Source organism: Burkholderia guangdongensis, assembly GCF_013403875.1.
In the GTDB taxonomy this organism is placed as follows: domain Bacteria; phylum Pseudomonadota; class Gammaproteobacteria; order Burkholderiales; family Burkholderiaceae; genus Burkholderia; species Burkholderia guangdongensis.
The window spans coordinates 17,904-41,588 of record NZ_JACBNX010000016.1 but is presented as its reverse complement, the minus strand read 5'-3'; the positions used below and the strand labels follow the sequence as shown (position 1 = coordinate 41,588).

The window sequence follows — 23,685 nt, the reverse complement described above, 5'->3', positions numbered from 1 at the left end:
AGGCTCACGCCCATCCCGCCCAGGAGCCGTTGCGCCGTGTTTACAGCGTCCGGGCGACTTCGGTCACCTCGAACACTTCGAACTGGTCGCCTTCGACGATGTCGTTGAAGTTCTTCACCGACATACCGCACTCGAAGCCCTGCTTGACTTCCTTCACGTCGTCCTTGAAGCGCTTCAGCGAATCGAGCTCGCCGGTGAAGATCACGACGTTGTTGCGCAGCACGCGCACCGACGACGTGCGCTTGACCACGCCGTCCGTGACCATACAGCCTGCAACCGCGCCGACCTTCGGCACCTTGAACACCTGGCGCACCTCGACCATGCCGGTGATGACTTCGCGCTTCTCCGGCGCGAGCATGCCCGACATCGCGGCCTTCACCTCATCCACCGCGTCGTAGATGATGTTGTAGTAGCGGATGTCGATGCCGTTCGCCTCGGCGAGCTTGCGGGCCTGCGCGTCGGCGCGCGTGTTGAAGCCGATGATGACCGCCTTCGACGCCGTCGCGAGGTTGACGTCGCTTTCGCTGATGCCACCCACCGCGCTGTGCACGATCTGCACGCGCACTTCGTCGGTCGACAGCTTGAGCAGCGACTGCACGAGCGCTTCCTGCGAGCCCTGCACGTCGGCCTTGATGATGAGCGGCAGGTTCTGCACTTCGCCTTCGCCCATCTGCTCGAGCATGCTTTCGAGCTTCGCGGCCTGCTGCTTCGCGAGCTTCACGTCGCGGAACTTGCCCTGACGGAACAGCGCGATTTCGCGCGCCTTGCGCTCGTCCGGCAGCACGATCACTTCCTCGCCCGCGCCCGGCACTTCGGACAGGCCCTGGATCTCGACCGGAATCGACGGGCCGGCTTCCTTCGTCGGCTTGCCGTTCTCGTCGAGCATCGCGCGCACGCGGCCGTAGGCCGTGCCCGCGAGCACGATGTCGCCGCGATTGAGCGTGCCCGACTGCACCAGCACCGTCGCGACCGGGCCCTTGCCCTTGTCGAGCTTCGCTTCGATCACGAGGCCCTTCGCCGGCGCCACGATCGGCGACGTCAGCTCGAGCACCTCGGCCTGCAGCAGCACGTTCTCGAGCAGATCGTCGATGCCCGCGCCGGTCTTCGCCGACACCGGCACGAACGGCGAATCGCCGCCGTACTCTTCCGGCACGACGCCTTCCGCGACGAGTTCCTGCTTCACGCGGTCCGTATTCGCATCCGGCTTGTCGATCTTGTTGATCGCGACGACGATCGGCACGCCGCCCGCCTTCGCATGCGAGATCGCTTCCTTCGTCTGCGGCATCACGCCGTCGTCCGCCGCCACCACCAGCACGACGATGTCGGTCGCCTTCGCGCCGCGCGCACGCATCGCGGTGAACGCCTCGTGGCCCGGCGTGTCGAGGAACGTGACGACGCCGCGCGGCGTTTCGACGTGATACGCGCCGATGTGCTGCGTAATGCCGCCCGCTTCGCCCGCCGCGACCTTCGCGCGACGGATGTAGTCGAGCAGCGACGTCTTGCCGTGGTCGACGTGGCCCATCACGGTGACGACCGGCGGACGCGGCAGTTGCTCCGCATCGTTGCTGGTCTCGCCTTCGACGAGCAGCGCTTCCGGATCGTCGAGCTTCGCGGCGACCGCGCGGTGGCCGAGCTCCTCGACGACGATCATCGCCGTTTCCTGGTCGAGCACCTGGTTGATCGTGACCATCTGGCCCATCTTCATCATCACCTTGATGACTTCGGAGGCCTTCACGGACATCTTGTGCGCGAGATCCGCGACGGAAATCGTTTCCGGCACGTGCACTTCACGGATGATCGGTTCGGTCGGCGCCTGGAACGACGACCCGCTGTCCTGGTGCTTGCCGCGCCCCTTCGGGCCACCGCGCCAGCCGCGGTCGACACCGCCGCTCGAATCGCCGCGCGTCTTGATACCGCGACGCTTCGCGGCGTCGTCCTGCCAGCCGCCCTTGCCGGCGGGCTTCTTCGCGCGATCGCCGGCACCCGGCGCCGCCGGCGTGGTGGCGGGCGCCGCACCGGCCGGCTTCTTCACGGCCGGACGCGCCTGCGCGCCTTCCGGCTTCGCCGGCTTGTGCAGCGTGCCCTTCGCTTCGGCGGGCTTCGGCGGCTCGACCGGCTTCGGCGGCTCGACCGCCTTGACCACGGCCTTGCGCGGCGTGTTCATCATCTCGCGAATCGCGCGCGCTTCCGCCTCGGCGGCTTCGCGGCGCTTGCGGATCTCTTCCTGCTCGGCGCGCGCCTTCTCGGCCGCTTCACGCGCGGCGTCCTCGGCCTTCTTCGCCGCTTCGCGCTGCGCGGCGCGTTCAGCCGCGGCGCGCGCTTCGTCCTGCGCGGATTGCGCGGACTGAGCGGATTGCGCTTCGTCCTGCACGGGCTGCGTGCGCGCTTCCTGCGCGGCCACCGCGGCCTGCTGCGCGGCGGCAGCCTGCTGCGCGGCCGTCTCGGCCGCGGCACGCTTCGCCGCCGCCTCTTCCTCGGCGCGACGGCGCTCGGCCTCGGCCGCTTCCTCGCGGGCGCGGCGCTCCGCTTCCTCGCGCTCGAGACGCTCCTGGCGCTCGCGCAGTTCCTGCGCCTGCTGCTCGAGCAGCTCGGCCTCGCGGCGCGCCTCTTCCTCGCGGCGCTTCAGCTCGGCGTCGTCTTCCGCTTCGGCGGCCTGCGGCTGACCCTGGTCGGTGCCGGTGTCGCTCACGTCGTCACGCTTGACGAACGTGCGCTTCTTGCGCACCTCCACCTGAATGGTGCGAGCCTTGCCCGTTGCGTCGGACTGCTTGATCTCCGACGTATGCTTGCGGGTCAGCGTGATCTTGCGCTTGTCGCCGTCGGTCGCGCCGTGCGACTTGCGCAAATGATCGAGCAGACGCGCCTTGTCCGTCTCGGACAGCGCATCGTCTTCACTCGCTTTCTGGACGCCCGCTGCCTGCAGCTGTTCGAGCAGCACACCAGCAGGCATTTTCAGTTCCGCGGCAAATTGGGCTACGTTGTTACTCGCCATTCATTCCTCTTAGTGCAAGGACCGATTCCTTGCGGTTAGCATCGGGTCAGGCCATACGGCCGCCATCAAATCAGTGCGCCATGGTCATTTCTCACTGGAACCAGTGTTCACGTGCTTTCATGATCAACGCCTTAGCGGCATCCTCTTCCACCCCGGTCAAGTCGACCAGTTCGTCCACCGCCAGCTCCGCGAGATCGTCGCGCGTCTGCACGCCGTGCTCGGACAGCTTCGCGAGCAACTCCGGCGTGATGCCGTCGAGGCTCTTCAGGTCAAGCGCGGCATTTTCGACCTTCTCTTCGTTCGCGATCGCCATCGTCAGCAGCGCGTCGCGCGAGCGGTTGCGCAGCTCGTGCACGGTGTCCTCGTCGAACGCCTCGATCTCGAGCATTTCGTTGAGCGGCACGTAAGCGATCTCTTCGAGGCTCGTAAAACCTTCGTCGATCAGGATGTCGGCGACTTCTTCGTCGACGTCGAGACGCGCCATGAACAGGCCACGCAGCGTGTCGCGCTCCTCGTTCTGCTTCAGGGCGGATTCGTCCGGCGTCATGATGTTGATCTGCCAGCCGGTCAGTTCGCTGGCAAGACGAACGTTCTGGCCGCTGCGGCCGATCGCGACAGCCAGCTCGTTTTCGTCGACGACGACGTCCATCGAGTGCTTTTCTTCGTCGACGACGATCGACTGGACCGCCGCCGGCGCGAGCGCGCCGATCACGAACTGGGCGGGATCTTCCGACCATAGCACGATGTCGATGTTTTCGCCACCGAGCTCGTTGCGCACCGCCTGCACGCGCGAACCGCGGATGCCGACGCAGGTGCCGATCGGGTCGATCCGCTTGTCGTACGCGACGACGCCGATCTTCGCGCGCACGCCCGGGTCGCGCGCGGCCGCCTTGATCTCGAGCAGGCCCTGCTCGATCTCCGGCACTTCCATCTCGAACAGCTTCATCAGGAATTCGGGCGCGGTGCGCGACAGCTCGATCTGCGGGCCGCGCGCGGTGCGGTCGACCTTCGCGATGTACGCGCGCACGCGGTCGCCCACGCGCAGGTTCTCCTTCGGGATCAGCTGGTCGCGGCGCAGCAGCGCTTCGACGCGGCCCGATTCGACGATGAAGTTGCCCTTGTCGAGGCGCTTCACCGTGCCGGTCATGATCTTTTCGCCGCGCTCGAGGTAATCGTTCAGGATCTGCTCGCGCTCGGCGTCGCGCACCCGCTGCAGGATCACCTGCTTCGCGGCCTGCGCGCCGATGCGGCCGAACTCGATCGACGGCACGGGCTCCTCGATGAACTCGCCGACCTCGACGTCGGCCTGCTGCTCACGCGCTTCGAACAGCAGGATCTCGCGATCCGGTTCCTGCAGGCCGGCCTCGTCCGGCACGACGAGCCAGCGACGGAAGGTTTCGTGCTCGCCGCTTTCGCGATCGATATGGACGCGGATTTCGGCGCCTTCGTCGAACAGCTTCTTGGAAGCCGATGCGAGCGCAGCTTCGAGCGCGCCCAGCACGACTTCCTTGTCGACGTTCTTCTCGCGCGCCAGCGCATCCACCAGCATCAAAACTTCGCGACTCATTATTTGCGGCTCCTAAAGTCAACTTGCGGAATCAGGCGGGCCTTATCGATGTCAGCCACGGTAAAGTCCAGCATGGCCGGCTCGCCTTTGTTCCGTTCAAATTCCAAACCGATCGTTTCGCCGTTCGGCGCATGCAGAATGCCCCGGTACGTCTTGCGCCCGTCCAGCGGTTTTTTCAGGGTCACCGACGCCTCGCAGCCGGCAAAGCGCTCGAAATCGGCCAGCTTCTTCAACGGGCGGTCGAGCCCCGGGGACGAGACTTCGAGCCGTTCGTAATCGATGTTTTCGACCGTCAAGACGTGCTGGAGCTGACGTGTGACCTTTTCGCAATCGTCGAGCGAAATGCCGGCGGTCTGATCGATGTAGATGCAGAGCATGCCGCGCCCGGTGCGCTCGATGTCGACCAGCTCGTAGCCGAGCCCGGTGACCGTGGTTTCTATCAGTTCCGTCAGTTGCACTGTGTCCTCTCAGGTGTTCGCGCCCGCCGCTCGCGATTCACCCGCGGGGCGCGCCTTAGCCGGCGCAGGAAGCGCTACCCGAGATGCCTAACCGTTTCAGCAAAAAAAAATGGGCGGAACGCCCATCTTCTTACCTTTGGTCGCACCTGAGCCGCACATCAAAAAATCCGTACGCCCAGCGACTTCGCGATTATAGCGATTTTTGGCGAAAACGCCAAGCGCCTACCGGTAAAACCGGCGATATCACGCCGGTTTTACCGGTATCGCGCATGCCGCGTGCGTTCCCGTTCGGGGAAATGCACGCGCGGCATGCAACGACGCGTCAGCGGCTGCGCGGACGATTGCGCGACTGACGCGGCCCACGCGCGCCGCCGCCGTTGCCCGCGTTGCCACCGCCGTCGGCACGATTGCCGTTCACGTTGCGGTTGCCGCCCTGGTTGCCGCCCTGGCTGCCACCTCTACCCGCGCCGCCTTTGCCGGCGCCGCCCATTCCCGCGCCGCGCTTGCCGCCCGTGCCGCCGTACGACGCGCGGTTGCCATCGACGTCGCGGCCGCCCGCCGGACGGTTACCCGACGGACGGTTGCCGTAGCCGGTCGACGTCGCGGTCGGCAGGCCGCCGTAGCCGGAGAGCCCCGGGAGGCCCGGCGCACCGCGGCGGCCGCGGCGCGGCTGGTCGAGCTGGCCGTGGGTCGTCAACACCGGCTCGCGGCCGATGAAGCCCATCGACGTCTGCATCGGATCGGGCTGGCGGCGCTCGGCCGGTCCGCCACGCTTGTCGCCCTTGTCCTCGGCCGGCGCCTTCAGGCCGACCGTCGCCATCAGCTTGCGGACCTGCGCGTCGTCGAGCTCTTCCCAGCGGCCGCGCTTCAGCCCGCGCGGCAGCGCGATCGGGCCGTGACGCGTGCGGATCAGCCGGCTCACCATCAGCCCGACCGCCTCGAACATCCGGCGCACCTCGCGGTTGCGGCCTTCGGCCAGCGCGACGTGATACCAGTGGTTCGTGCCCTCGCCGCCGCCGTCGCGGATGCGCAGGAAGTTCGCCGGGCCGTCGTCGAGCTCGATCCCGTGCAGCAGCTTCTGCCGCGCGCCCTCGGCCAGCTCGCCGACCACGCGCACCGCGTACTCGCGCTCGACGCTGTAGCGCGGATGCATGAAGCGGTTCGCGAGATCGCCCGACGTCGTCAGCATCAGCAGACCTTCAGTATTGAAGTCGAGGCGACCGACCGCGAGCCATTTCGCGGTTTTCATCGGCGGCAGGCGGTCGAACACCGACGGCCGGCCTTCCGGATCGGCATGGCTCACGATCTCGCCGGTCGGCTTGTGATACAGCAGCACGCGCGGCGGCTTGCTCTGCAGCTTGCGCCTGACCGGCTTGCCGTTGATCCGCACCTGGTCGGTCGGCATGATCCGCTGGCCGATGTGCGCCGGCTCGCCGTTCACCGACACGCGACCGGCGACGATCAGCTCTTCCATCTCGCGGCGCGAGCCCATGCCGGCCTCGGCCAGCACCTTGTGAAGCTTCGGCGCGTCGTCGTCCGGCGCGAGCACGCGCTTGGCCGCCTGGCCACGGCGCAGCATCGGCGCACGCACGCCGCTGCCGGCCGCCGCGTTGTCCGCGTCGAACGCCGGCGACGTCACGTACGCGAACAGATCGTCCTGCGATGCGTCGCTCGCGGCCCCCGCCGTCGCGCCCGCACGCGGCTTGCCCTGCCCGCCCGCCTGGCTGCCCGCCTGGCCGCCCGCCTGGCCGCCCTGGCGCGGCTTGCCCGCCGCGGGCTTGCGCGCGCCCTTCGCCGCGCCTTCCTTGCGCGGCGCGCGCGGCGACTGCTGCCGCCGCGGTGCGTCCGGCGCGTCCGGCGCGTCCGGCGCGTCCGATGCGTCGGCGGACGCCGGCGCCGGTTCGCCGCCCTGCGGCGCGCCTTCCGTGCTCTTCGATTTCGCGGCCGCGCGACGGCGCGCAATCAGGCTGCGCGGGCCGCGCCGCAGGCCGCGGCGGGGACGCTCGTCGCCGCCCGCGTCCGCGGCACCCTGCTCGGGCGCCTCGTCGGCATGCGCGGACGATTCAATATCGTGGGTATCTGTCAAAACAACCTCAAAATGTCAGGTCTCGCGCCCGGCACGGGCGCGGCATGGATTTCGCCGCGATCAGGCGCGACGCTGCTCGGGTTCTTCTTCGTCGTCCGGCAGGTCGCCCACGCGAACGGACGCGCTTGCGCTGCGTACGGCATCCGCGAGACTGCCGGGCGTGTTGTCCAGCGTCTCGTCATCTGCGGGGCGGGAACGGGGCGCATCGTCGTGCACGGCCCCGTCCGGCGCGCCGCGGCCCGCCGTCGCCCCCTCGCCGGCTGCCGCTTCGGCCGCCGGTCCGCGATCTTCCTCGATCAACTCCGCATGCAGCGGCACTGGCTGCATGGCGGCCGGCGCTGCGTCGGCGCCGGCCTGTTCTATATCAGTATGTTCTTCGTCGTTCGAAGCCGGCTCGTCGCCCGCAACGGGCACGTCGCCACCGAAATCCATCGACTGCTGCGCGAGCAGCGCCGCCTCGATATGGGCGGCGGGCTCCTCGAGCGCCGGCAGGTCGTCGAGCGCCTTCAGGCCGAGGTCGTCGAGGAACGGCTTGGTCGTCGCATACAGCGCCGGCCGCCCGGGCACGTCGCGATGCCCGATCACCTCGATCCAGCCGCGATCCTCGAGCTGCTTGACCACCTGCGTGTTGACCGTGACGCCGCGAATCTCCTCGATGTCGCCGCGCGTGACCGGCTGGCGATACGCGATGATCGCGAGCGTCTCGAGCACCGCGCGCGAATATTTCGGCGGCTTTTCCGGATGCAGGCGGTCGAGATAGCCGCGCATCGCCGGTTTGCTCTGGAAACGCCAGCCGCTCGCCAGCGCGACCAGCTCGACGCCGCGGCCCGACCAGTCCTCCTGTAGCGCTTCGAGCAGCGTGCGGACGACGTCGGCCGACACGTCGTCGGCAAAGAGCTTGCGCAGGTCGCCGAGTTTCAGCGGTTCCTGCGCGCAGATCAAAGCAGTCTCGAGGACGATCTTCGCCTCTTGGGTATTCATGCAGCTAGGCCAGACCCTGTGGTCAAACGGACCGGATCAACGAACAGACGAAAGGAACGGAAGACGCGCTCGCCCGATTCTGATCGGTCATATTGATGGGAGCACGAACCGGGGGCGGCGAACTACGATCAAGCCAGGCCCAAACCGGACGGAACAGCGCGATTGACGACGGAATGACGACGGAATCGCGTGACTGAGCGCCATCTTACGCAAAATTGCCGAGTGCGTAAAGTGAGGTGAGCTTTTTGCGCTCGCCGGCCGCACCCGCGGTCAATCGAGATCCTCCGCGCGCGCGGGCATCTGCCGGACCAGCTCCCAGACCGCCTGCGCGGCCGGCGACAGCGAGCGGTCGCGCCGCCGCACGAGCTCGACCGTGCGCTCCGCGCGCGGCGTCAGCGGCCGCGCGACCAGCGACGATCCGGCCGGCAGCGGCAGCGACAGCCACGGCAGCACGCTGACGCCGACGCCGGCCTCGACGAACCCGAACACCGTCGACGAATGCCCGAGCTCCTGCACGATGCGCGCGTCCACCCGCTGCGCGGCCAGCGCCGCGTCGATCAGCGGCCGGCTGCCCGACGCGTGGTCGAGCAGCACGAGGCGCTCGCCGTCGAGCGCGGTCCACGGCACCTCGTCGAGCGCCGCGAGCGGATGGTCGGCGCGCGCGACTAGGCAGAACGAATCGGTCATCAGCCGCTCGCTGACGAGTTCGGCCACAGCGAGCGGGCCGATCACGACCCCAAAATCGACCTCGCTCGATTTCACCTTGCGCAGCACGTCGCTCTGCACGTCGTCGCGCAGGCCGAGCGTCACGTACGGAAACTGCCGCTCGCTCGCCGCGACGACGCGCGGCATCAGCCGGCACGCCACCGTCGGGCTCGCGGCGACCATCACGCGGCCGCGGCGCTGCTCGCCGATCTCGCGGATTTCGCGCAGCGTGTCGTCGAGATCGTCGAGCAGCCGCGACACGCTCGCGATCAGGTTCGCGCCGGCCTCGGTCAGCTGGACGTCGCGCGTCGTGCGGTCGATCAGCTTCAACCCGAGCTCCGCCTCGAGCTCGCGCACGCAGCGGCTCACGGCCGACTGCGTGAGGCCGATCTCGTCGCCGGCCCGGCTGAAACTGCTGAGCCGCGCGACCTCGATGAACACGCGAAGCTGGCGCAGCGTGACGTTCATGGACATATCTCATCGTTCCCGGATGCCGATCCGCGATTCTATTGCGTGATTCCAGTATCCGGCGCAGATGCTTCGCTGCGGTGCAATAACAACGCAAACGCACGCCAGACGGGCGAAACGCACAAGATCGGTGATTGTCCCGATTTCCGCCGGGGCCGTTTTGAAGTCTTATACGCCCCTAGCTGACTCAGCCGTTGGCCCGCTGCGAAGCGGCTTTCGGGGTGATGATCACCGACGTGGCACGCTTCATGCGTCACTCAGCGCACACGGGCGCAGGATTCATCCGGCGACGAGACGATCGTCGCCGCCGGACCTGACGCCCGCCCGGCACTCGCTTCGCGAGTGCCACACGGGGGGGTGCGCGGCGCGAGGCAGTGCACCGGAGTTAGCTTCGCTGAGGTGAGGACATCATGCTGTTCGACGATTTGAGAGATACCGAATGGGCGCTGGTCGAGGGTTTGTTTTGCTCGGAACCCGCCCGGAGTGAGCGACGCGGCCGCCCCCGCGTGGAAGCACGCTCGGTGGTGAATGCGGTGCTGTGGGTGCTGTCGACCGGTGAAGGCTGGTCGAAGCTGCCGGGCCGCTATCCGTCGCCGCCGACCTGCCGCCGCCGTTTCGATGAATGGCAAGCCGACGGCACGCTCGCCGAAATCGTCAAGCGACTGGGTACGAGCGGCCGCCAGATTTCGTTGCGCGGACGCATCGGCGCGAGCGCGGTGAAGCCGCCTGCCCCGCCGAGCCGCGACCGTCTGCGCGGCGCGTTCTGGACCAATCCGGAATCGTGGCGCGCGCCGGTCAAGATGGCGTAACGATCACTGCACTGGGCGACTTCGGTCGCCCAGTGTCTTTTTGCGGAGCGGCACTTTCCGAAGCGCCGCCGAAGCCCCGTCGAAGCCCCGTCGAAGCCCCGTTCCATCGCTGCCCGAGCGATACATCTATTTACCAATATTTACAGCAAGCCTGCGCTCCCGCGCTTACCTTAGCCACATATCAACAGGCCGCATCGACGGCTTGAAGGGAGCCTGCCATGAAACGAATGTCACTGCTTGTCGCATGCGGCATTGTCGTTTCACTGGTCCTGTCGGCACCCGCCCGGGCCGACCAGCAGAACAAGCTGCCGCACGGGCAGCATGAACGTCAAGGCGCGCCGCGCACACCGCCGCGCCCCCCGGCAGCCACGACCGGCCATCAGACCGTGCCGCGCGGCGATTTGCGCGGCGACATCGCGAACAATGCGCGCGCGCGCGTCGGCCTGCATGCGCCCGACACACCCGACGCATTTCAGCACCATTGACCGAAAGAAATTTGCGCACAGCCGGGAACTGGCCGGCGCGCGAAGGGTCACATGTTTGCCATGACATTGCGTGGCAACAGCAAAGTATCCGGTACGCCCGTATCCTCGTGATACGGGCTTTTTTTTCGCTGCCGCCGCGCGCGCAATTACAGGCGATTCATTACAGGCGACTCTCGAGGATCGACACCGCGCTCGCTTCGCTCAGCGCATACTCGTCGGTGCGCCTGTCGACCCAGCTCGCCAGCTTCTCGTCGCGCTCGAGCCGCGCGAATTCGGCGCGGCCGTTGTCGGTCAGCACCGCGATGTCGACCGGCGCATGAAAACCGGGCGCCGGCGCAACGGTCTTCTGCCGGGCGGTACCCATCAGCCCGAGCGACCGGAGATATTCGAATACGCCGGGGCGACGCGCCCACGGCACCTGACGGTACTGCACTCGTCTCAACGCGTCGAGCACCGCTTCGTTGGAATACGTGGCCATCTCGATTCTTTCTTAAAGTGCAGCGACAATGCCAAGCGGCGTGCCGGCGGAGTCACCGCCCGCCGCCGCGCCATTCCGGAATGGCGTCTGCTCGGCCCTCGGCTCCGGCTGCCGGCCTGATTCAGGGCCGGATCATCAGCCGTCCATAAAAAGACACCATACCCCAATCCCATTGATTCTGTTCGATTCATTTGTACTACTCTTCGTCGCCTTCATGCTCTGTCGCCGGCGCCGGCGCATGATCGCGATCGCCGCCGCCGCGCTGTTCTGGCTGCTCGCGACCGGCTGGCTCGCCGCGCCGCTGATCGACTGGGCACAGGCCGGCGTCGTGCCGATCGAGCACCCCGACATGCATGGACACACCGCGCTGATCCTGCTCGGCATCGGCACCCGGCGGCGCGACGACGGCACGCTCGAGCCGCCCGCGGACGGTTACGCACGGATACGCAAGACCGCCGAGCTGTATCGCGACTGCACGCGTCGAGCGCAGCAATGCACGGTGATCGTATCCGGCGGCGATCCGCAGCATCACGGCGCGACCGAGGCCGCGACCTACGCGCCCTACCTCATCGCGGCGGGTGTTGCGCGCGACGATCTGATTCTCGAGTCGCACAGCCGCACCACGTACGAAAACGCAAAATTCACGGCTTCTATACTACGCTCGCGGCATGACGACGCGCGCGCGCTCGTCACGTCGTCGTACCAGATGCGGCGCGCGCTGCTCGACTTCCAGCGCTTCGGCATCTCGCCGCAACCCGTCTACGCGAACCGGCGCGACGCGCAGCTCGGCGTCGTGCCGCGCTGGCGAAACCTCGTGAACGCGGAACTCGCGCTGCATGAACTGATCGGCATGGCGCAGTTTTACGCATACCGGTGGCTCGGGTGGTTCTGAACCGGCACGCCAATGGAACGTCCGATGGCAGACGCGTGGCGGGAACGCCAAGTGTTGCGCGGCTTCCACGCGACCTTGCGTCGAACCGCCCGGATATGCATCGATCCGTCACTTTTGTTACACTCGATCCACTCGATTGCAGTCGCCAGACGAAACGGCAACACTCGGGTCCCTCACCACTTAGCGGAGGTATAGCAATGAAGAAAATGTCCCTGGCTATTCTGGTTGCGATGTCGGCGTTGGCTGGCGCAGCGTATGCACAAGAGAGCACGGAAATCAAAACCATCACCGATCCGGCGAAGATTTCCGAAATCGAGCAACGCGCTCAGGAGCTGCAGCAGCGTCAAGCTGCTCAGGCGTCCGAAGAACCCGCGATGCACGAAGAACACAAGCATCACGCGATGAAGCATCATCACAAGGCAATGAAGAAGGCGATGAAGGCCGAGAAGAAGGAAGCGGCTCCGGCCGACGCGGCCAGCCAGTAAGCGCCGCGGCACCGCCCACGCGAAAAAGCCGAATCCGGGCAACCGGGTTCGGCTTTTTCGTTGCAGCCCTCGGCCGTGCTAAAGTCGCGGCCCGAACCATTCCACCCGTACGCACTCCGGTGCGGAGGACAGCATGAGCAATATTCAACTCGACATCGAGTGGACCGAGGCCGCCACTCGCAAGATCAAGCAACTGATGCCGCGCGGCTCGGAAGACGCGTTCCTCGCGCTGCCGCCGATCGAATGCCTGCCGATGGAGGGCGACGTGCTCTTCCTCGGCCCGCAGGGCAAGCAGCAGCCGTTCATCGTCGCCGAGCGCCAGTACCATCACGACGGCGACGCGGACTGGACGATCATCCTGATCCTCGACGTTCCCGACACGTCTCACTGACGCGAGTTGGCCGGCGCCCATGCGAAAGCGGCGCCCCAAAAAAATTGCCCGCGCTTCACAGGAAGCGCGGGCAAAACCGTCGCCCTACGAGGATAGGCGACGGGGCCACCGGGATCCGCGCGTGGCGCGGATCATCATGCCAGTTACTTAGCATCTTTCGTGCCAGACTTTTCCTAAAATGTATTGATTTGATTTATAAGGAAAAATTTCCGGCGATTGGAAGCGTTACAGGCAATTCTGCGGGTCGTAACACGCACGTGTTACGTAACGTTCACGTGAGGTGCGCGCGAGGGCCAGATGACGTGCTACGCGCGAATAAAAAAAGCCCGCCGGTCAGGCGGGCTTTGCTCGAAGCGGGATACCGCTCGAATCAGCGCAGCTGGTTCACGAGCAGCGACATGATCTGGCGCGCGGGCGACGACGTGTCGATCGACCCGCTCGCGTCGACGACCGACACGCGCGTCTCATCCGACGTCAGCGCCTTCACGTTGACGAGGTACTGCTTCGCGGTCTTCTCCTTCTTGCCGTGGAACAGCTGGCTCCAGAAGCCCTGCTCCGCCGAGCTCAGATCCTTCGGATCGACGTAGCGCACGTAGTACAGCCCCTTCGTGCGGTCGCGGTCGTCGACCGTGAAGTTCGCGCGGTCGAGCGCGAGCCCGACGCGCAGCCACGAGCGGTCATACGGCTCGCCGAGCGTGACCTCGGGCGGCACGCTCGGCACCGCGCCCGCCGTATCCGCCGGCCCCTGCGACGCGCGCGCGACGTTCTGCGCAGCGACCGCGGCAGCGGCCTTCGACGCGGCGGCATCCGCGCTGGCCTTCTCCTCCTTCTTCAAGACCGGCGAATCGTCGGCCGCGATCGGCGGCTCGCCGTTCTGCGCACGCAGCTCGTTCTGGCCGAGTACGGCCATCAGGCGCTTCAGGTATTCGGCCTCGAGCGCGGGATCGTTCAGCTTCGGCTCCCACTTGCTCGACTCGTTGGACGGGCCGGTCAGCGCCTCGCGCATCCCCTTCTGGCTGATGAACACGTAGGTGCCGCCGTTGGGTGCCGTGTCGAGACGCGTGCGGAACTTGTTGCGCTCGGCGGTCACGTACGAGTTGCCCATCGCCTTCGACAGCACGCTGCGAATCAGGCCGTCGTTGATCTGCGGATGGGTTTCGTTCCAGTCCGTTTCCATCACGCCCTTGTCGCGCTGGTCGACGACGAGCAGAAAGCCCTGCTCCTGCCAGAAGCGACGCACCTGCGGCCAGATGTCGGCGGGCGTCTTGTTGTCGACGACCAGCCAGCTTTCGGTGCCGTCGCGCTGGATGTGCATGCCGGCGACGGCCGGTGCGACCGAATCGGTCGGCGGCGCGACCTTCTGGACCTGCTGCAGCGTGGACAGGGAGGTCGCGCCGCCCTGCGGAGGCAGCGAGCGCTGATCGGCCGTCTCGTCGAGCATGTTGGGCGGCACCGCAAGCGAAACCTCCTTCGATTTCGAATCGCTCTTGTAGTCGACCTGCGTGGGCGACGTCGAACTACAGCCGGCGACGAATGCGCCGGTGGCGAGCACTGCAGCGAACCGCTTGGTAAGACGAAGATCAGTCATGTTCAGGGAATCCTCTTCCGCAAAATCACGGCGCTTTCCGTGGATCAACCGTGCATTGTACGGTGCCGCGGCGCCATGTGCAAAAAGCGGTCCTGCGCGCGGGCCGCGATACGGGGTCGATGAGGGATTTGCCTGTGTGACGCGGAACGGGTTCACGTCGCAACGAAGTGGAATCAGAAACGAAAAGACCGGCTTTCGCCGGTCTTCCGTATCAAAAGCGAGCAATATCACTTTGACGAAAGCTTCATCAGAGAGAGGGCGGCGCGGCCATTCGGGCCATAAGGATTTCCGAGCGATTCGACCATTTCCAGGTGAGCGTAGTTGGACGCTTCAATTAGTTGCACCGGTTTCCCCGCGGCTTGAACCGCAGCAGCAAAATCTCGGCTCTGGCGTTGGAAGTCAGGTGTCTCGAAGGTTCCGTAGGTTACGACGATGGGTGCAACTAGCCTCTCGATATGGCGCTGCGGACTCATTGCGTCCGCCATTGCATCGGTGAAATTCACGTAGGTTCGCCGCCAGGAGAGCTGCACCGGTGCCATCTCATACATGCCGCTCATGCACAGGCCGCCCTTCACTATGTCGCTGGGGAGGCCGAACTCCTTTTGCCAATCCGTGACGAGCGCAACTCCACAGAGGTGTCCACCTGAGGAATGGCCGCCGATATAGATTCGGTTTGGATCGCCGCCGATGGTGGCAGCGTTTTTATAGACCCAGGCGATGGCGCTGCGTACCTGGGCCGCCATCACGCCAAGGTTCCCGCCCGCCTCCTTTATCGCAATGAAATCCAAGGCGACGTAATGTGCCCCGGCGTTGATGAACATCTCCGCGGGGTAGCCGTAGTCCTTGGCCGCGCCCACCAACCAATTGCCCGGGTGGATGAACACGAAAATCGGTGCGTTGGCACGGTTGGTACGATAAATATCGAGCTTTTCGATTCCGGTCGGTCCGTAGGCGACGCGTTGCGGCGCCCCGATGCGGGTTCGCATGGCCTCGCTGTTGGAAGCGAGACGCTGCGAGACTTGGCCGATGAGGGGTTCGTAGTACGCTTGATCGTACGACGCATCGAGTTCGACCTGATCGTAATCCATGAAGACCGGCGGCCCCCGGTGGTGCGGTGGTGGCCCAAGCCGGCACTCCTGTGCGATGGCAGGCACTGCCGCTATGGAAGCAGCTAGTGTGAGCATCCTACGCCGCGTGATTTTCCCGCGGAGCGAACCGGCGCTTTGTTGCATTTGGTTTCTCCTCAGTCCTGTCCGCGATTCTAGTCCTCTGAATTGGCGAAGGTCGCGCTGATTCGGAACAGAGAAGCGAGTACAAACCGGCCCCCGGTCCATCCCTAAATCGCCTCGACTCCGGCAAGTCAGGTTCTATTTTCCCCCTGCTTTTACCCCAGCCGACGAGCAACCGGTAACGGCCGGTCCGCATCGGGTCGATAAAAGACGTCCGATTTATCGAACGCCGCCGGCTGCGAAGGGCCGCTGTCAGGGGGCAAACCGACGTACAGAAATCTAAGCAACCGCTCGGACGAACGGCCGAGAATGGCCGGTCGCTGCCGCTCGCCATCGGCGACTCAAGAGATATGGAAGGACTGACGGAAAGGCTGACGTTCGGTCACTCGAAATGACGAACGCGCAACGGGCGACGGACTCGGCGGGCCGTTGCACTTGATTGCACGCACCCGATGCGTGGCATCGCTCGATCAAAGATCCGCGTCGAGCCACCAGCGAACCGTACGGTAGATGGAAAAGTAGGGGCAAAAACAGAAAGACCGGCTTTCGCCGGTCTTCCGTAACAAGCTAAGTGCTTGATTTGACTTGGTCGGGGCGAGAGGATTTGAACCTCCGACCACCTGCACCCCATGCAGGTACGCTACCAGGCTGCGCTACGCCCCGAAAGCACAAAAGTATAACAGATAGTTCTCGCACTTAGAACGCATTTCGTCAGCAAGTCACATTCCTCCGCGCAAGCTCACCGCGACACTCAATGCCCGTCGCGCATCATCCCGACGAGATCCCGCTCGTCGATCGAATCGACGACCTCGCGCTCGGCATCGAGATCGAGCGACCGGCTCAGCACGTAGTACACGAGCCCCGACACGATCAGGCCCACGAGCCACGCGATGTCCACGCCGTCCAGCTTGCGCGCGAGCGGCCCGACGAACACCGCCTTGTCGGCGGTCGCGTCGAAGATGTTGAAGCATGGAATCATCGCGCAGAACCCGATCAGGTATGCGGTGATCCCACGCGCCTGCCACGCGCCGTAGATCCCCTTCGGCGTGAAGAAATGCGGAATCGCGTAGCGGCCCTTGCGGACGAAGAAGTAGTCGACGAGGTTCACCGCGGTCCAGGGCACCAGGAAATACAGCAGCACCGTCAGGAACGTGTCCAGCAACGCGATCCCGTTGCCCTCGATCGACATCACGCACGTGAGCACGATCGCGCTGATGATCGCGATCGACGTCACACGGGCGCGCGGCGTCGGCGTGATCTTCCTGAACGAATCGACGCCGGTCAGCAGCGTCAGCATCGCGCTGTACGTATTCAGCGAAATGATCGGCACGAACCCGGCGACCGACACGATCACGAGCACGCTGCCGAGCCCCGGCGCGACCGCCGAGCCGACATGGTTCAGCGCGACGAGCGCATCGGCGGCACTCAGTTGCTGCGCGAGCCACGCGCCGAGGCCGATCATCCACGTGCCCGACAGCGATGCGCCGAGAAACACCGCGGCGATCAGCTTCGCGCGGCTCGTGCGCTTCGGCAGATAGCGCGAGTAGTCGGACACGTACGGCGCATACGAGATGTTGTAGCTCGCGGCGATCGCGAACTGCGTCGCGAACGCGACCCCGTTGACGCCGGCATGCGCGGCCGGCGCCGCGTGCGCGTGCCCGGCGCCGGCCATCAGCGCGATCGTGACGAACGCGTACAGCGGCAGCGTCGCGAGCAGCGCCCATTTGAACGCCTTGTGCATCAGGTCGTGGCCGAAGATCGACAGCAGCGCGCCGGCCGCGACGACCGCGCATGCGACCAGCGCCGGATCGAGCCCGAACACGTTCTGCAGGCCGCCCATGATCAGCGATACGTTCACGACGTTGAAGCCGACGAACACGAACATCGTCGCCATCAGCGCAAGGATCACGCCGCGGTAGCCGAACTGCGCGCGCGACTGGATCATCTGCGGCAGCCCCATCTCCGGCCCCTGCGAGCCGTGGAACGCCATGAAGATCGTGCCGAACATGATGCCGAGCGCGCCGGCGAGCGTCGTCCACCCGGCGGACAGACCCAGGCCCGGACCGACGAAGCCGATCGAGATCGTGAAGAAATGGAAGTTGCCGAGAAACCAGAACGGGCCCTGGCTGCGCAGCTTCGCGTGACGTTCGTTTTCCGGAATGTAGTCGATCGAATGGCCTTCGATCGCCAGGCCGCCGCCGGGCTCGGCGAAACGGGCCGGACTGTTCGTCTCGGACATGAAATTCTCCTCTGGTGGATCGATTCGGATGAATGCCGGCGGGAGCCGGTCTTCGCCGGTCGTGCGAAATATAAGGAGTTGTACCGGACGGCAAAATGCCGCCCCCGCACTGTTTACATAGACTGCTCCCTATGTATCGGCGCGCCCGCACGACTGCGTTTTCGATTGTTCACATTGATCCAGTCGCGACGCGCCCGCGCCGCTTGCCGGCGGCCCGCAGTGGCCGGCGGTGTCCCGTCGCGGCCCGCATCGGCCGACGCCGACACCGCCGGCGACGCACCTGTTCGAACGCCGAGGCGTGTTCTATAACCGTGCGGTTCATCGCCCGGAGAGAACGAACAATGTTAGGAAATGTATCGGAGCTGGATCTGCGCCTCGTCCGGGTCTTCCTCACGGTGGTCGAGGCCGGCGGGATATCGGCCGCGCAGACGGCCCTCAACACGACGCAGCCGACCATCAGCGCGCAACTGTCGACGCTCGAGGCCCGGGTCGGCTTTCGTCTGTGCGAGCGCGGCCGCGGCGGCTTCTCGCTGACGCCGCGCGGCAGCCAGTTCGTCGACGCCGCGCGGCGGCTCTTCGCGGCGCTCGAAGCTTTTCGCGCCGAAGTGCATCAGATCAATCGCGAGATGGTCGTCAGCATCAACATCGGCCTGCTGGGCCAGATCGCCCCGGCCGCGAACAAGAAGATCGCACTCGCGATTTCACGCTTCCGCGCGACGCACCGGTCGGTTCACTTCAATTTCACCGAGCTGTCGTCGTCGATGCTGGAGGAGAAGGTGATCAACGGGCATCTCGATCTCGCGATCGGCTACTTCTGGCACCGGCTCGCGAACATCGACTACATCCCGCTGTTCCATGAAACGCAGATCGCCTATTGCGGCCCCACGCATCCGCTGTTCGGCAACGCGGGCCGCCTGAAGCCCGACGACGTCGTCGATCACGACTGGGTCTGGCGCAGCCATCCGCTGCCCGAAATGCCCGCGCCGGCGCAGGTCGAGCGCCTGACCGCGTTCACCGACAGCATGGACGGCGCCGCGCTGCTGATCCTGTCCGGTCAGCATCTCGGCTTTCTGCCGCGGCATTACGCGGCGCGGCACGCGGAACTCGACCAGTTGCGCGCGCTGAATCCGCACGCGCTGCGCTATGAGGTCAGCTTTCATGCGGCGGTCCGGCAGTCGGCGAAGCAGCGCGATCCGGTCAACGAATTCCTCGACGAGCTGGCCGCCACTTTCGCCGCGCAGGATGCCTGAACCCGACGCATGAACCCCACGCCAGGCACGCCGCCGGGGCAGTCCGCCAGGCCAGCCGCCGGCCCGCCCCGCAAGCGCGGGCCCGTCACATCAGGTCGGCCCGCCCTCCGACGGCTGGCTGCACTCCGCTTCCGAAGGATTCGACTTGCAGCGGATCTTCTTCAGCATGTGCTGCATGTCGTGGTCATACCATTTTTCGTCCCACAGGCCCTGCCGCACCTTGACCAGCAGCTCCGCATAGCTCTTCGTGCGCTCCGCGTCGACATGCGCCCAGAATTTGTCGGGCACCTCGCTGTCGGTCTTCTGGATGCGCCCGATCGCCGTATCCCACATGTTCCCGGCCACCCAGGTACGCGAGGTCTGTCCGAAATCGGCCGGGAACTTGCTCTTGTGGACGTCGACCTGCAGCGACAGCATGCCCAGCACGTAGTCGGCGACGCCGCCGTCGGTGCCGAGCCCCTTGTACAGCTCGAGCGCCTTGTACGCGAACGACGGCGCATACGCGTACTCGACGCTGCCATTGTTGAACATCGGACCGAACGACGCGATCGTGGCCGGCACCGGCGCCGCGCCCGCGACGTTCGCGAACGTCGTCGCCTGCTTGTCGAACGACAGCACCGCAACCTTCTTGCCGGCCGCCTTCTGCATGCTGGACAGGTTGTCCTTGTGGCGCGCGAACAGGAACACCTTGCCGCCCGGCGCGACGCCGGCGACCTCGAAATCGCCGGCCGTCATGTACTTCGCGGCCTTCGGCCCCGAAATCGCCATGATCGCGCTGTGCTCTTCCGGATACGTCTGCAGGCCACCGACCATGTCCAGGCTGCCGGCGAACTTCACGAACTGGATGTTGTGCACGCCGGTGATCTCGACCGCATCGCACTTGCCGCTCTTGAAATCCGACACCGCGACGTCTTCGTCCGTGTAAGGCTTCGGATCGAACCTGACGCCCCAGTTCAGCGCCTGCGTGATGTAGTCCTGGAACGACTGGTAGATGAAGCCGTTCGCGCCGATCGGATCGTAAATGCACAGCGTCCGGCTGACCGGCTCGCCGGCAAACGCGTGCGCGCTGCCGCACAGCGCTGCCGCAACGCCCGCCAGTTTCAGCGTCTTTCGCCAGTTTCTGTTTCGAATATCCATGGTTTCCTCCGTCCGACTTCACCTTTGGTTAAGGCAGCGCGCCGCGACACGCTTGCCCGTTCGATACGAATCTTTCAGGCAAACAACTTGTAGACCAGCGGGCCGAATGCATCGATCAGCAGGACCGTGCACATCACGACGAGCGGCATCAGCACGCGCTCGTGCCGGCGGTAGAACGACTTCTCGCGCGGCTCGGTGCGCAGCGCCTCGAACTCGTGCTCGCCGATCGACTGTCGGGCCAGCAAATGATTGAGTGCGACCGGCGGCATCAGATAACCGACCTCGAACGCGACCAGCGTGATCATCCAGAAATGCACCGGCGTGATGCCGTTGCGGTATGCGATGCCGGCGATCACGCTGCTCACGAGGATGATCGCGCCGTACGGATCGATCAGCATGCCGACGATCACGAGCGTCACGACGAGAATCGCGGTCGCGAGCCACACCGAGCCGAGATGCTGCGGGAACAGATCCATCACGCCCGAGCGCTCGACCGCGCCGCCGACCGACACCGCGAACGCCATCAGCAGCAGCAGCGCGCCGATGGACATCGACGACTGCAACGTCGAATCGCGCACGACCGGCCACACGCGGCCCACCCTCGGCGCACCCGGCTCGCGCTTGCGGATGTAGTTGAAGAAGACCAGCACCCAGCGCTCGAACGCGATGATGCCGAGCAGGATGAACGGCAGCACAACAGGAATCGAGAACTCGTTGAACGGCGTCTGCAGAATCACCGTAAACAGGAACACCACGAAGACCGCGATCGCCGCATACGGAATCAGCGGAATCAGCGCCTTCAGGCTCGGCCCGAGCGCGTCGCGCGGCGAAGCGATCGACAGCGACGAGCGCCGCGTCGCGATCACGACGATCGCGAACAACACGGCCGACAGCATGAAGATCCGCGAACCCCACTCGAACAGCTGATCGGTGGTCACTTCGCGATTGAGCGCGGAAATGATCACGATCATCAGGCACGGGTTCAGCACCACGCCCATGCTGCCGGACATCGCGGCGGCGCCCATCGCGAGCTGACGGCGGGCGCCGTTCTCGCGCAGTTCCTCGTAGATCACGCCGCCGATCGCCAGCACGAAGATCCCCGACGCGCCGGTATAGGCGGTCGGCACCGCGGCGATCAGCACGACGGCGATCGTGATCAGTTCCGGCGCGAGCTTCCACGGCCGCAGCACTTCGAAGATCAGCGACGTCAGCCGGGTCTCCTTCAGCAGCACGCCGGCCCAGATGTAGAGCGCCACGTCGAGGTACAGATCCGAGAACATCACCATGCGCCGGACCTGCACGATCGCACCGGCCATGTAGCGTTCGCCGAACGCGAACCACAACAGCGTCAACACGCCGAGCACGACATACAGCGGCACCGTCAGCAACGCGCGACCAAGATTGCCGCCCGGCGCGGCCTTCTCCGGCACCTTGACGAAATCGAACAGGCACAGCGCCGACAGCACGCCGAAGCCGGCGATCCAGATCCAGTGCAGCAGGTTCGGCACCGATGCCCCCGCGCCCTGATCGAGCCGGATCCACTCGATCGCCGAGGCCAGCAGGCCGAGGTTGACCACGGCCTGAGCGATCGCGCTGACCCGATAGTCCAGCGCGGTCACGGGCAGCCGCAGCGCGATATGCTCGTGCCCGAGCTTGCCGGCGTAACCGCAAAACAGGATCAGCAGCACCAGCACGTACGGCTGGACGTCCTGCCCCGCATTGGTCAGCGCACCGACCGTCAGTTCGATCGAGCGATACGCTCGCAGAATCAGCGACTGGCTCGCCAGCTGGTTGCGCTCGTACAGCGTGAACAGCTTCCGGCATTGGTCGCGCTGATCGAGCAGCGATGCGCGAACGGCATTCGGATCGACCGGCCCCGAGTCGAACAGGCTGTCCGCATTCGACTTCCTGGCCTGGGCAACCGCCTGCGCGACCTGTGCGTCGATGTTCGCGTGCGGATCGCAGGCAGGCTTCGGCATCTCGACCCGGAGGAAGTTGTATCCGGGCCAGAACGTCTCCCCGAGGTTGAGCAGGCGCGCATGGAGAAACGAACTGGTTGCGAACGCAACCGCCGCCAGCAGAAGCAGCGCGGTCGGCAACGCGACCAGCCAGTTGCGCCACGTACCCGTGCCGGCCTTCGCGTGCGCGCCCAGGAAAATCTCGTTCGTGCGGGTCGGCGTCATCATTTCAGCAAATCTCCGGTGTCGTCGGCCTTGCCGCTCGCCGAATCGTTCGGGAACCGGCCCAGGCCTTCATACGGCGTGCGGGCGCCGGTGGCCTTCATCCAGATCTGGTCCGAGTAGTAGGTGGCCTCGAGGCGGCCGATCTCCCCGAGCAGCGCGTATTTCTTCGGAACCTTGTTCTGCTGGTCGATCGCGACGAACTGCCGGATCGCTTCCTGTTCCCTGGCCGTGTCGCCGTGGCCGTAGGCCGCGATGGCGGCGAACGTGGCCGCGAGCGGCATGCCGGACGGCGTGGCCGTCTCGACCGCGTGATCCATCACCGTCTGGGGATCCGTGCCGGCGGGCGCCGTGCCCGGCACGCTCATCCACGCGGCGGCCCGAATCGCCTCCGGCATGCCCCACCACTTCGCGTTGTCCAGGCACGCCGACGACCTTGCCGCCCGGTTCGCGACGTCCTGCGGCACGCCGACCACGCTGCCCGCCTGGATGTCGCTGAGCAGCGCCTGGACGGTCGTGATCAGGCCAACCAGATACTCGGCCTGATCCTGATCGTTCCGAAAGCGCGGGCACGCGTGTGCGTCGCCGAAGTGGTCGTAGGCGGCGACGAAGTCATGGTAAGCGGCGTAGCGGCGTTGCGCGGTCAGCTTCTGCAGGCGCTGCTCGACGATGTGGAAATCCTTCGCGCGATTGGCCTGGCCGTCGTGCAGCGCCTGCAGATACATCAGGTGCGCTTCGTTCGCGCGTGCTTGCGCGCAGTAGCCCGACAGCAGCTCGGTATCCATCATCGCGATGTGCGGACGGTGGACGACCCGCTCGAACGACTCGAGCAACTGGTGCAGCCCCGCTCCGGTGCCGCAGGTGGAAATATCCACGTCGTTGCTGGCCAGCACCTCCGGCACCACATGGTCGTTCGCGTAATGCGTGAGCGTCGCGCCCACCGGCGGATAAATCACCGAGCAGCCGCTCAGCGCAACACCGCCCACGAGCACCATCGCCCACAGCATCAGTTTTCCGACGTACGTCCGCATCGTCTCTCTCCATGTTTCTCGCGGTCGGCGTCGATGGCGCGCAGCGCACGCGCATCGACCGACGAGCAAGACTTGGAGCATGAGCGACAGCGACACCTTCACCCGGTCGTCTCCAGTCTTGTGCTTCTAACAATGTGACATTATTCAATGTCTCATTTGTTTGAGAGATAGTAATTTGAGCCGGGGCAATACTCAAGCGACTAGACCTCGTCTTCTAAGCGCGGGATTTCACTT

The 23,685-nt window shown here is 65.6% G+C and carries 18 protein-coding genes, 1 tRNA gene and 1 pseudogene; 6 read left to right on the top strand and 14 right to left on the bottom strand.

Annotated elements, in window-relative coordinates:
* Positions 1-40: 40 nt before the first annotated feature.
* The 6 genes from infB to HZI36_RS15955 form a co-directional block, all read right to left on the bottom strand.
* On the bottom strand, positions 41-2,992 hold the full coding sequence (infB, locus tag HZI36_RS15980) for a translation initiation factor IF-2 (protein WP_179403622.1): 2,952 nt from the start codon (positions 2,990-2,992) through the stop codon (positions 41-43).
* Positions 2,993-3,083: 91 nt separating this feature from the next.
* The gene (nusA, locus tag HZI36_RS15975) at positions 3,084-4,559 is read right to left on the bottom strand and encodes a transcription termination factor NusA (protein ID WP_179403621.1); all 1,476 of its coding nucleotides are present in this window, start codon (positions 4,557-4,559) and stop codon (positions 3,084-3,086) included.
* Positions 4,559-5,017: a ribosome maturation factor RimP gene (rimP, locus tag HZI36_RS15970; RefSeq protein WP_179403620.1), complete on the bottom strand. Its 459-nt coding sequence runs from the start codon at positions 5,015-5,017 to the stop codon at positions 4,559-4,561. The genes nusA and rimP overlap by 1 nt, the downstream gene beginning before the upstream one ends.
* A 322-nt stretch (positions 5,018-5,339) precedes the next feature.
* Positions 5,340-7,103, bottom strand: a complete 1,764-nt coding sequence (rluB, locus tag HZI36_RS15965) for a 23S rRNA pseudouridine(2605) synthase RluB (protein ID WP_179403619.1) — start codon at positions 7,101-7,103, stop codon at positions 5,340-5,342.
* Positions 7,104-7,163: 60 nt separating this feature from the next.
* The gene (scpB, locus tag HZI36_RS15960; protein ID WP_179403618.1) at positions 7,164-8,084 is read right to left on the bottom strand and encodes an SMC-Scp complex subunit ScpB; all 921 of its coding nucleotides are present in this window, start codon (positions 8,082-8,084) and stop codon (positions 7,164-7,166) included.
* Between the two features lie 270 nt (positions 8,085-8,354).
* Complete coding sequence (locus HZI36_RS15955; RefSeq protein ID WP_179403617.1) at positions 8,355-9,257, bottom strand: LysR family transcriptional regulator; 903 nt, start codon at positions 9,255-9,257, stop codon at positions 8,355-8,357.
* A gap of 410 nt (positions 9,258-9,667) precedes the next feature.
* On the opposite strand from HZI36_RS15955, the pseudogene HZI36_RS15950 reads away from it, so the two are divergent.
* Positions 9,668-10,063: pseudogene (locus HZI36_RS15950) on the top strand (transposase); the annotation flags it as partial.
* A 221-nt stretch (positions 10,064-10,284) separates the two neighbouring features.
* The gene (locus tag HZI36_RS15945) at positions 10,285-10,551 is read left to right on the top strand and encodes a hypothetical protein (protein WP_179403615.1); all 267 of its coding nucleotides are present in this window, start codon (positions 10,285-10,287) and stop codon (positions 10,549-10,551) included.
* A gap of 160 nt (positions 10,552-10,711) precedes the next feature.
* On the opposite strand, the gene HZI36_RS15940 is transcribed toward HZI36_RS15945, so the two are convergent.
* Positions 10,712-11,029 (bottom strand): hypothetical protein, encoded by a 318-nt coding sequence (locus tag HZI36_RS15940; RefSeq protein ID WP_179403614.1) that lies wholly within the window; start codon positions 11,027-11,029, stop codon positions 10,712-10,714.
* 172 nt (positions 11,030-11,201) lie between these two features.
* On the opposite strand from HZI36_RS15940, the gene HZI36_RS15935 reads away from it, so the two are divergent.
* The 3 genes from HZI36_RS15935 (at position 11,202) to HZI36_RS15925 (ending at position 12,797) form a co-directional block, all read left to right on the top strand.
* Positions 11,202-11,921 carry a YdcF family protein gene (locus HZI36_RS15935; protein WP_179403613.1) on the top strand — a complete coding sequence of 240 codons (720 nt, stop codon included), beginning with the start codon at positions 11,202-11,204 and terminating at the stop codon, positions 11,919-11,921.
* Between the two features lie 197 nt (positions 11,922-12,118).
* Entirely contained in the window at positions 12,119-12,406 is a 288-nt protein-coding gene (locus HZI36_RS15930; RefSeq protein WP_179403612.1) for a hypothetical protein, read from the top strand.
* Between the two features lie 133 nt (positions 12,407-12,539).
* Positions 12,540-12,797, top strand: coding sequence for a hypothetical protein (locus HZI36_RS15925; protein ID WP_059608571.1), 258 nt, complete (start codon positions 12,540-12,542; stop codon positions 12,795-12,797).
* A gap of 370 nt (positions 12,798-13,167) precedes the next feature.
* On the opposite strand, the gene bamC is transcribed toward HZI36_RS15925, so the two are convergent.
* The 4 genes from bamC to HZI36_RS15905 all read right to left on the bottom strand — a co-directional run bounded on the left by bamC (position 13,168) and on the right by HZI36_RS15905 (position 17,853).
* Positions 13,168-14,385 carry an outer membrane protein assembly factor BamC gene (bamC, locus tag HZI36_RS15920; RefSeq protein WP_179403611.1) on the bottom strand — a complete coding sequence of 406 codons (1,218 nt, stop codon included), beginning with the start codon at positions 14,383-14,385 and terminating at the stop codon, positions 13,168-13,170.
* A gap of 227 nt (positions 14,386-14,612) precedes the next feature.
* Positions 14,613-15,473: an alpha/beta hydrolase gene (locus tag HZI36_RS15915; protein ID WP_179403610.1), complete on the bottom strand. Its 861-nt coding sequence runs from the start codon at positions 15,471-15,473 to the stop codon at positions 14,613-14,615.
* 727 nt (positions 15,474-16,200) lie between these two features.
* A tRNA-Pro gene (locus tag HZI36_RS15910) sits at positions 16,201-16,277 on the bottom strand.
* An 88-nt stretch (positions 16,278-16,365) separates the two neighbouring features.
* Positions 16,366-17,853: a purine-cytosine permease family protein gene (locus tag HZI36_RS15905; RefSeq protein WP_179403609.1), complete on the bottom strand. Its 1,488-nt coding sequence runs from the start codon at positions 17,851-17,853 to the stop codon at positions 16,366-16,368.
* A gap of 341 nt (positions 17,854-18,194) precedes the next feature.
* On the opposite strand from HZI36_RS15905, the gene HZI36_RS15900 reads away from it, so the two are divergent.
* Positions 18,195-19,103, top strand: a complete 909-nt coding sequence (locus tag HZI36_RS15900) for a LysR family transcriptional regulator (protein ID WP_179403608.1) — start codon at positions 18,195-18,197, stop codon at positions 19,101-19,103.
* A 90-nt stretch (positions 19,104-19,193) separates the two neighbouring features.
* On the opposite strand, the gene HZI36_RS15895 is transcribed toward HZI36_RS15900, so the two are convergent.
* The 3 genes from HZI36_RS15895 to HZI36_RS15885 form a co-directional block, all read right to left on the bottom strand.
* Positions 19,194-20,240, bottom strand: a complete 1,047-nt coding sequence (locus HZI36_RS15895) for a putative solute-binding protein (protein ID WP_179403607.1) — start codon at positions 20,238-20,240, stop codon at positions 19,194-19,196.
* A 74-nt stretch (positions 20,241-20,314) separates the two neighbouring features.
* On the bottom strand, positions 20,315-22,426 hold the full coding sequence (locus HZI36_RS15890; protein WP_179403606.1) for a TRAP transporter large permease subunit: 2,112 nt from the start codon (positions 22,424-22,426) through the stop codon (positions 20,315-20,317).
* On the bottom strand, positions 22,423-23,451 hold the full coding sequence (locus HZI36_RS15885; protein WP_179403605.1) for a hypothetical protein: 1,029 nt from the start codon (positions 23,449-23,451) through the stop codon (positions 22,423-22,425). The genes HZI36_RS15890 and HZI36_RS15885 overlap by 4 nt, the downstream gene beginning before the upstream one ends.
* Positions 23,452-23,685: the final 234 nt, after the last annotated feature.

Coding starts and splice junctions, on each gene's coding strand:
- HZI36_RS15900 (WP_179403608.1), top strand. CDS start 18,195: ATGTTAGGAAATGTATCGGAGCTGGATCTGCGCCTCGTCCGGGTCTTC.
- bamC (WP_179403611.1), bottom strand. CDS start 14,385: ATGACTGATCTTCGTCTTACCAAGCGGTTCGCTGCAGTGCTCGCCACC.
- HZI36_RS15955 (WP_179403617.1), bottom strand. CDS start 9,257: ATGAACGTCACGCTGCGCCAGCTTCGCGTGTTCATCGAGGTCGCGCGG.
- HZI36_RS15895 (WP_179403607.1), bottom strand. CDS start 20,240: ATGGATATTCGAAACAGAAACTGGCGAAAGACGCTGAAACTGGCGGGC.
- HZI36_RS15885 (WP_179403605.1), bottom strand. CDS start 23,451: ATGCGGACGTACGTCGGAAAACTGATGCTGTGGGCGATGGTGCTCGTG.
- HZI36_RS15890 (WP_179403606.1), bottom strand. CDS start 22,426: ATGATGACGCCGACCCGCACGAACGAGATTTTCCTGGGCGCGCACGCG.
- nusA (WP_179403621.1), bottom strand. CDS start 4,559: ATGAGTCGCGAAGTTTTGATGCTGGTGGATGCGCTGGCGCGCGAGAAG.
- HZI36_RS15925 (WP_059608571.1), top strand. CDS start 12,540: ATGAGCAATATTCAACTCGACATCGAGTGGACCGAGGCCGCCACTCGC.
- scpB (WP_179403618.1), bottom strand. CDS start 8,084: ATGAATACCCAAGAGGCGAAGATCGTCCTCGAGACTGCTTTGATCTGC.
- HZI36_RS15945 (WP_179403615.1), top strand. CDS start 10,285: ATGAAACGAATGTCACTGCTTGTCGCATGCGGCATTGTCGTTTCACTG.
- infB (WP_179403622.1), bottom strand. CDS start 2,992: ATGGCGAGTAACAACGTAGCCCAATTTGCCGCGGAACTGAAAATGCCT.
- HZI36_RS15930 (WP_179403612.1), top strand. CDS start 12,119: ATGAAGAAAATGTCCCTGGCTATTCTGGTTGCGATGTCGGCGTTGGCT.
- HZI36_RS15915 (WP_179403610.1), bottom strand. CDS start 15,473: ATGGATTACGATCAGGTCGAACTCGATGCGTCGTACGATCAAGCGTAC.
- HZI36_RS15940 (WP_179403614.1), bottom strand. CDS start 11,029: ATGGCCACGTATTCCAACGAAGCGGTGCTCGACGCGTTGAGACGAGTG.
- HZI36_RS15905 (WP_179403609.1), bottom strand. CDS start 17,853: ATGTCCGAGACGAACAGTCCGGCCCGTTTCGCCGAGCCCGGCGGCGGC.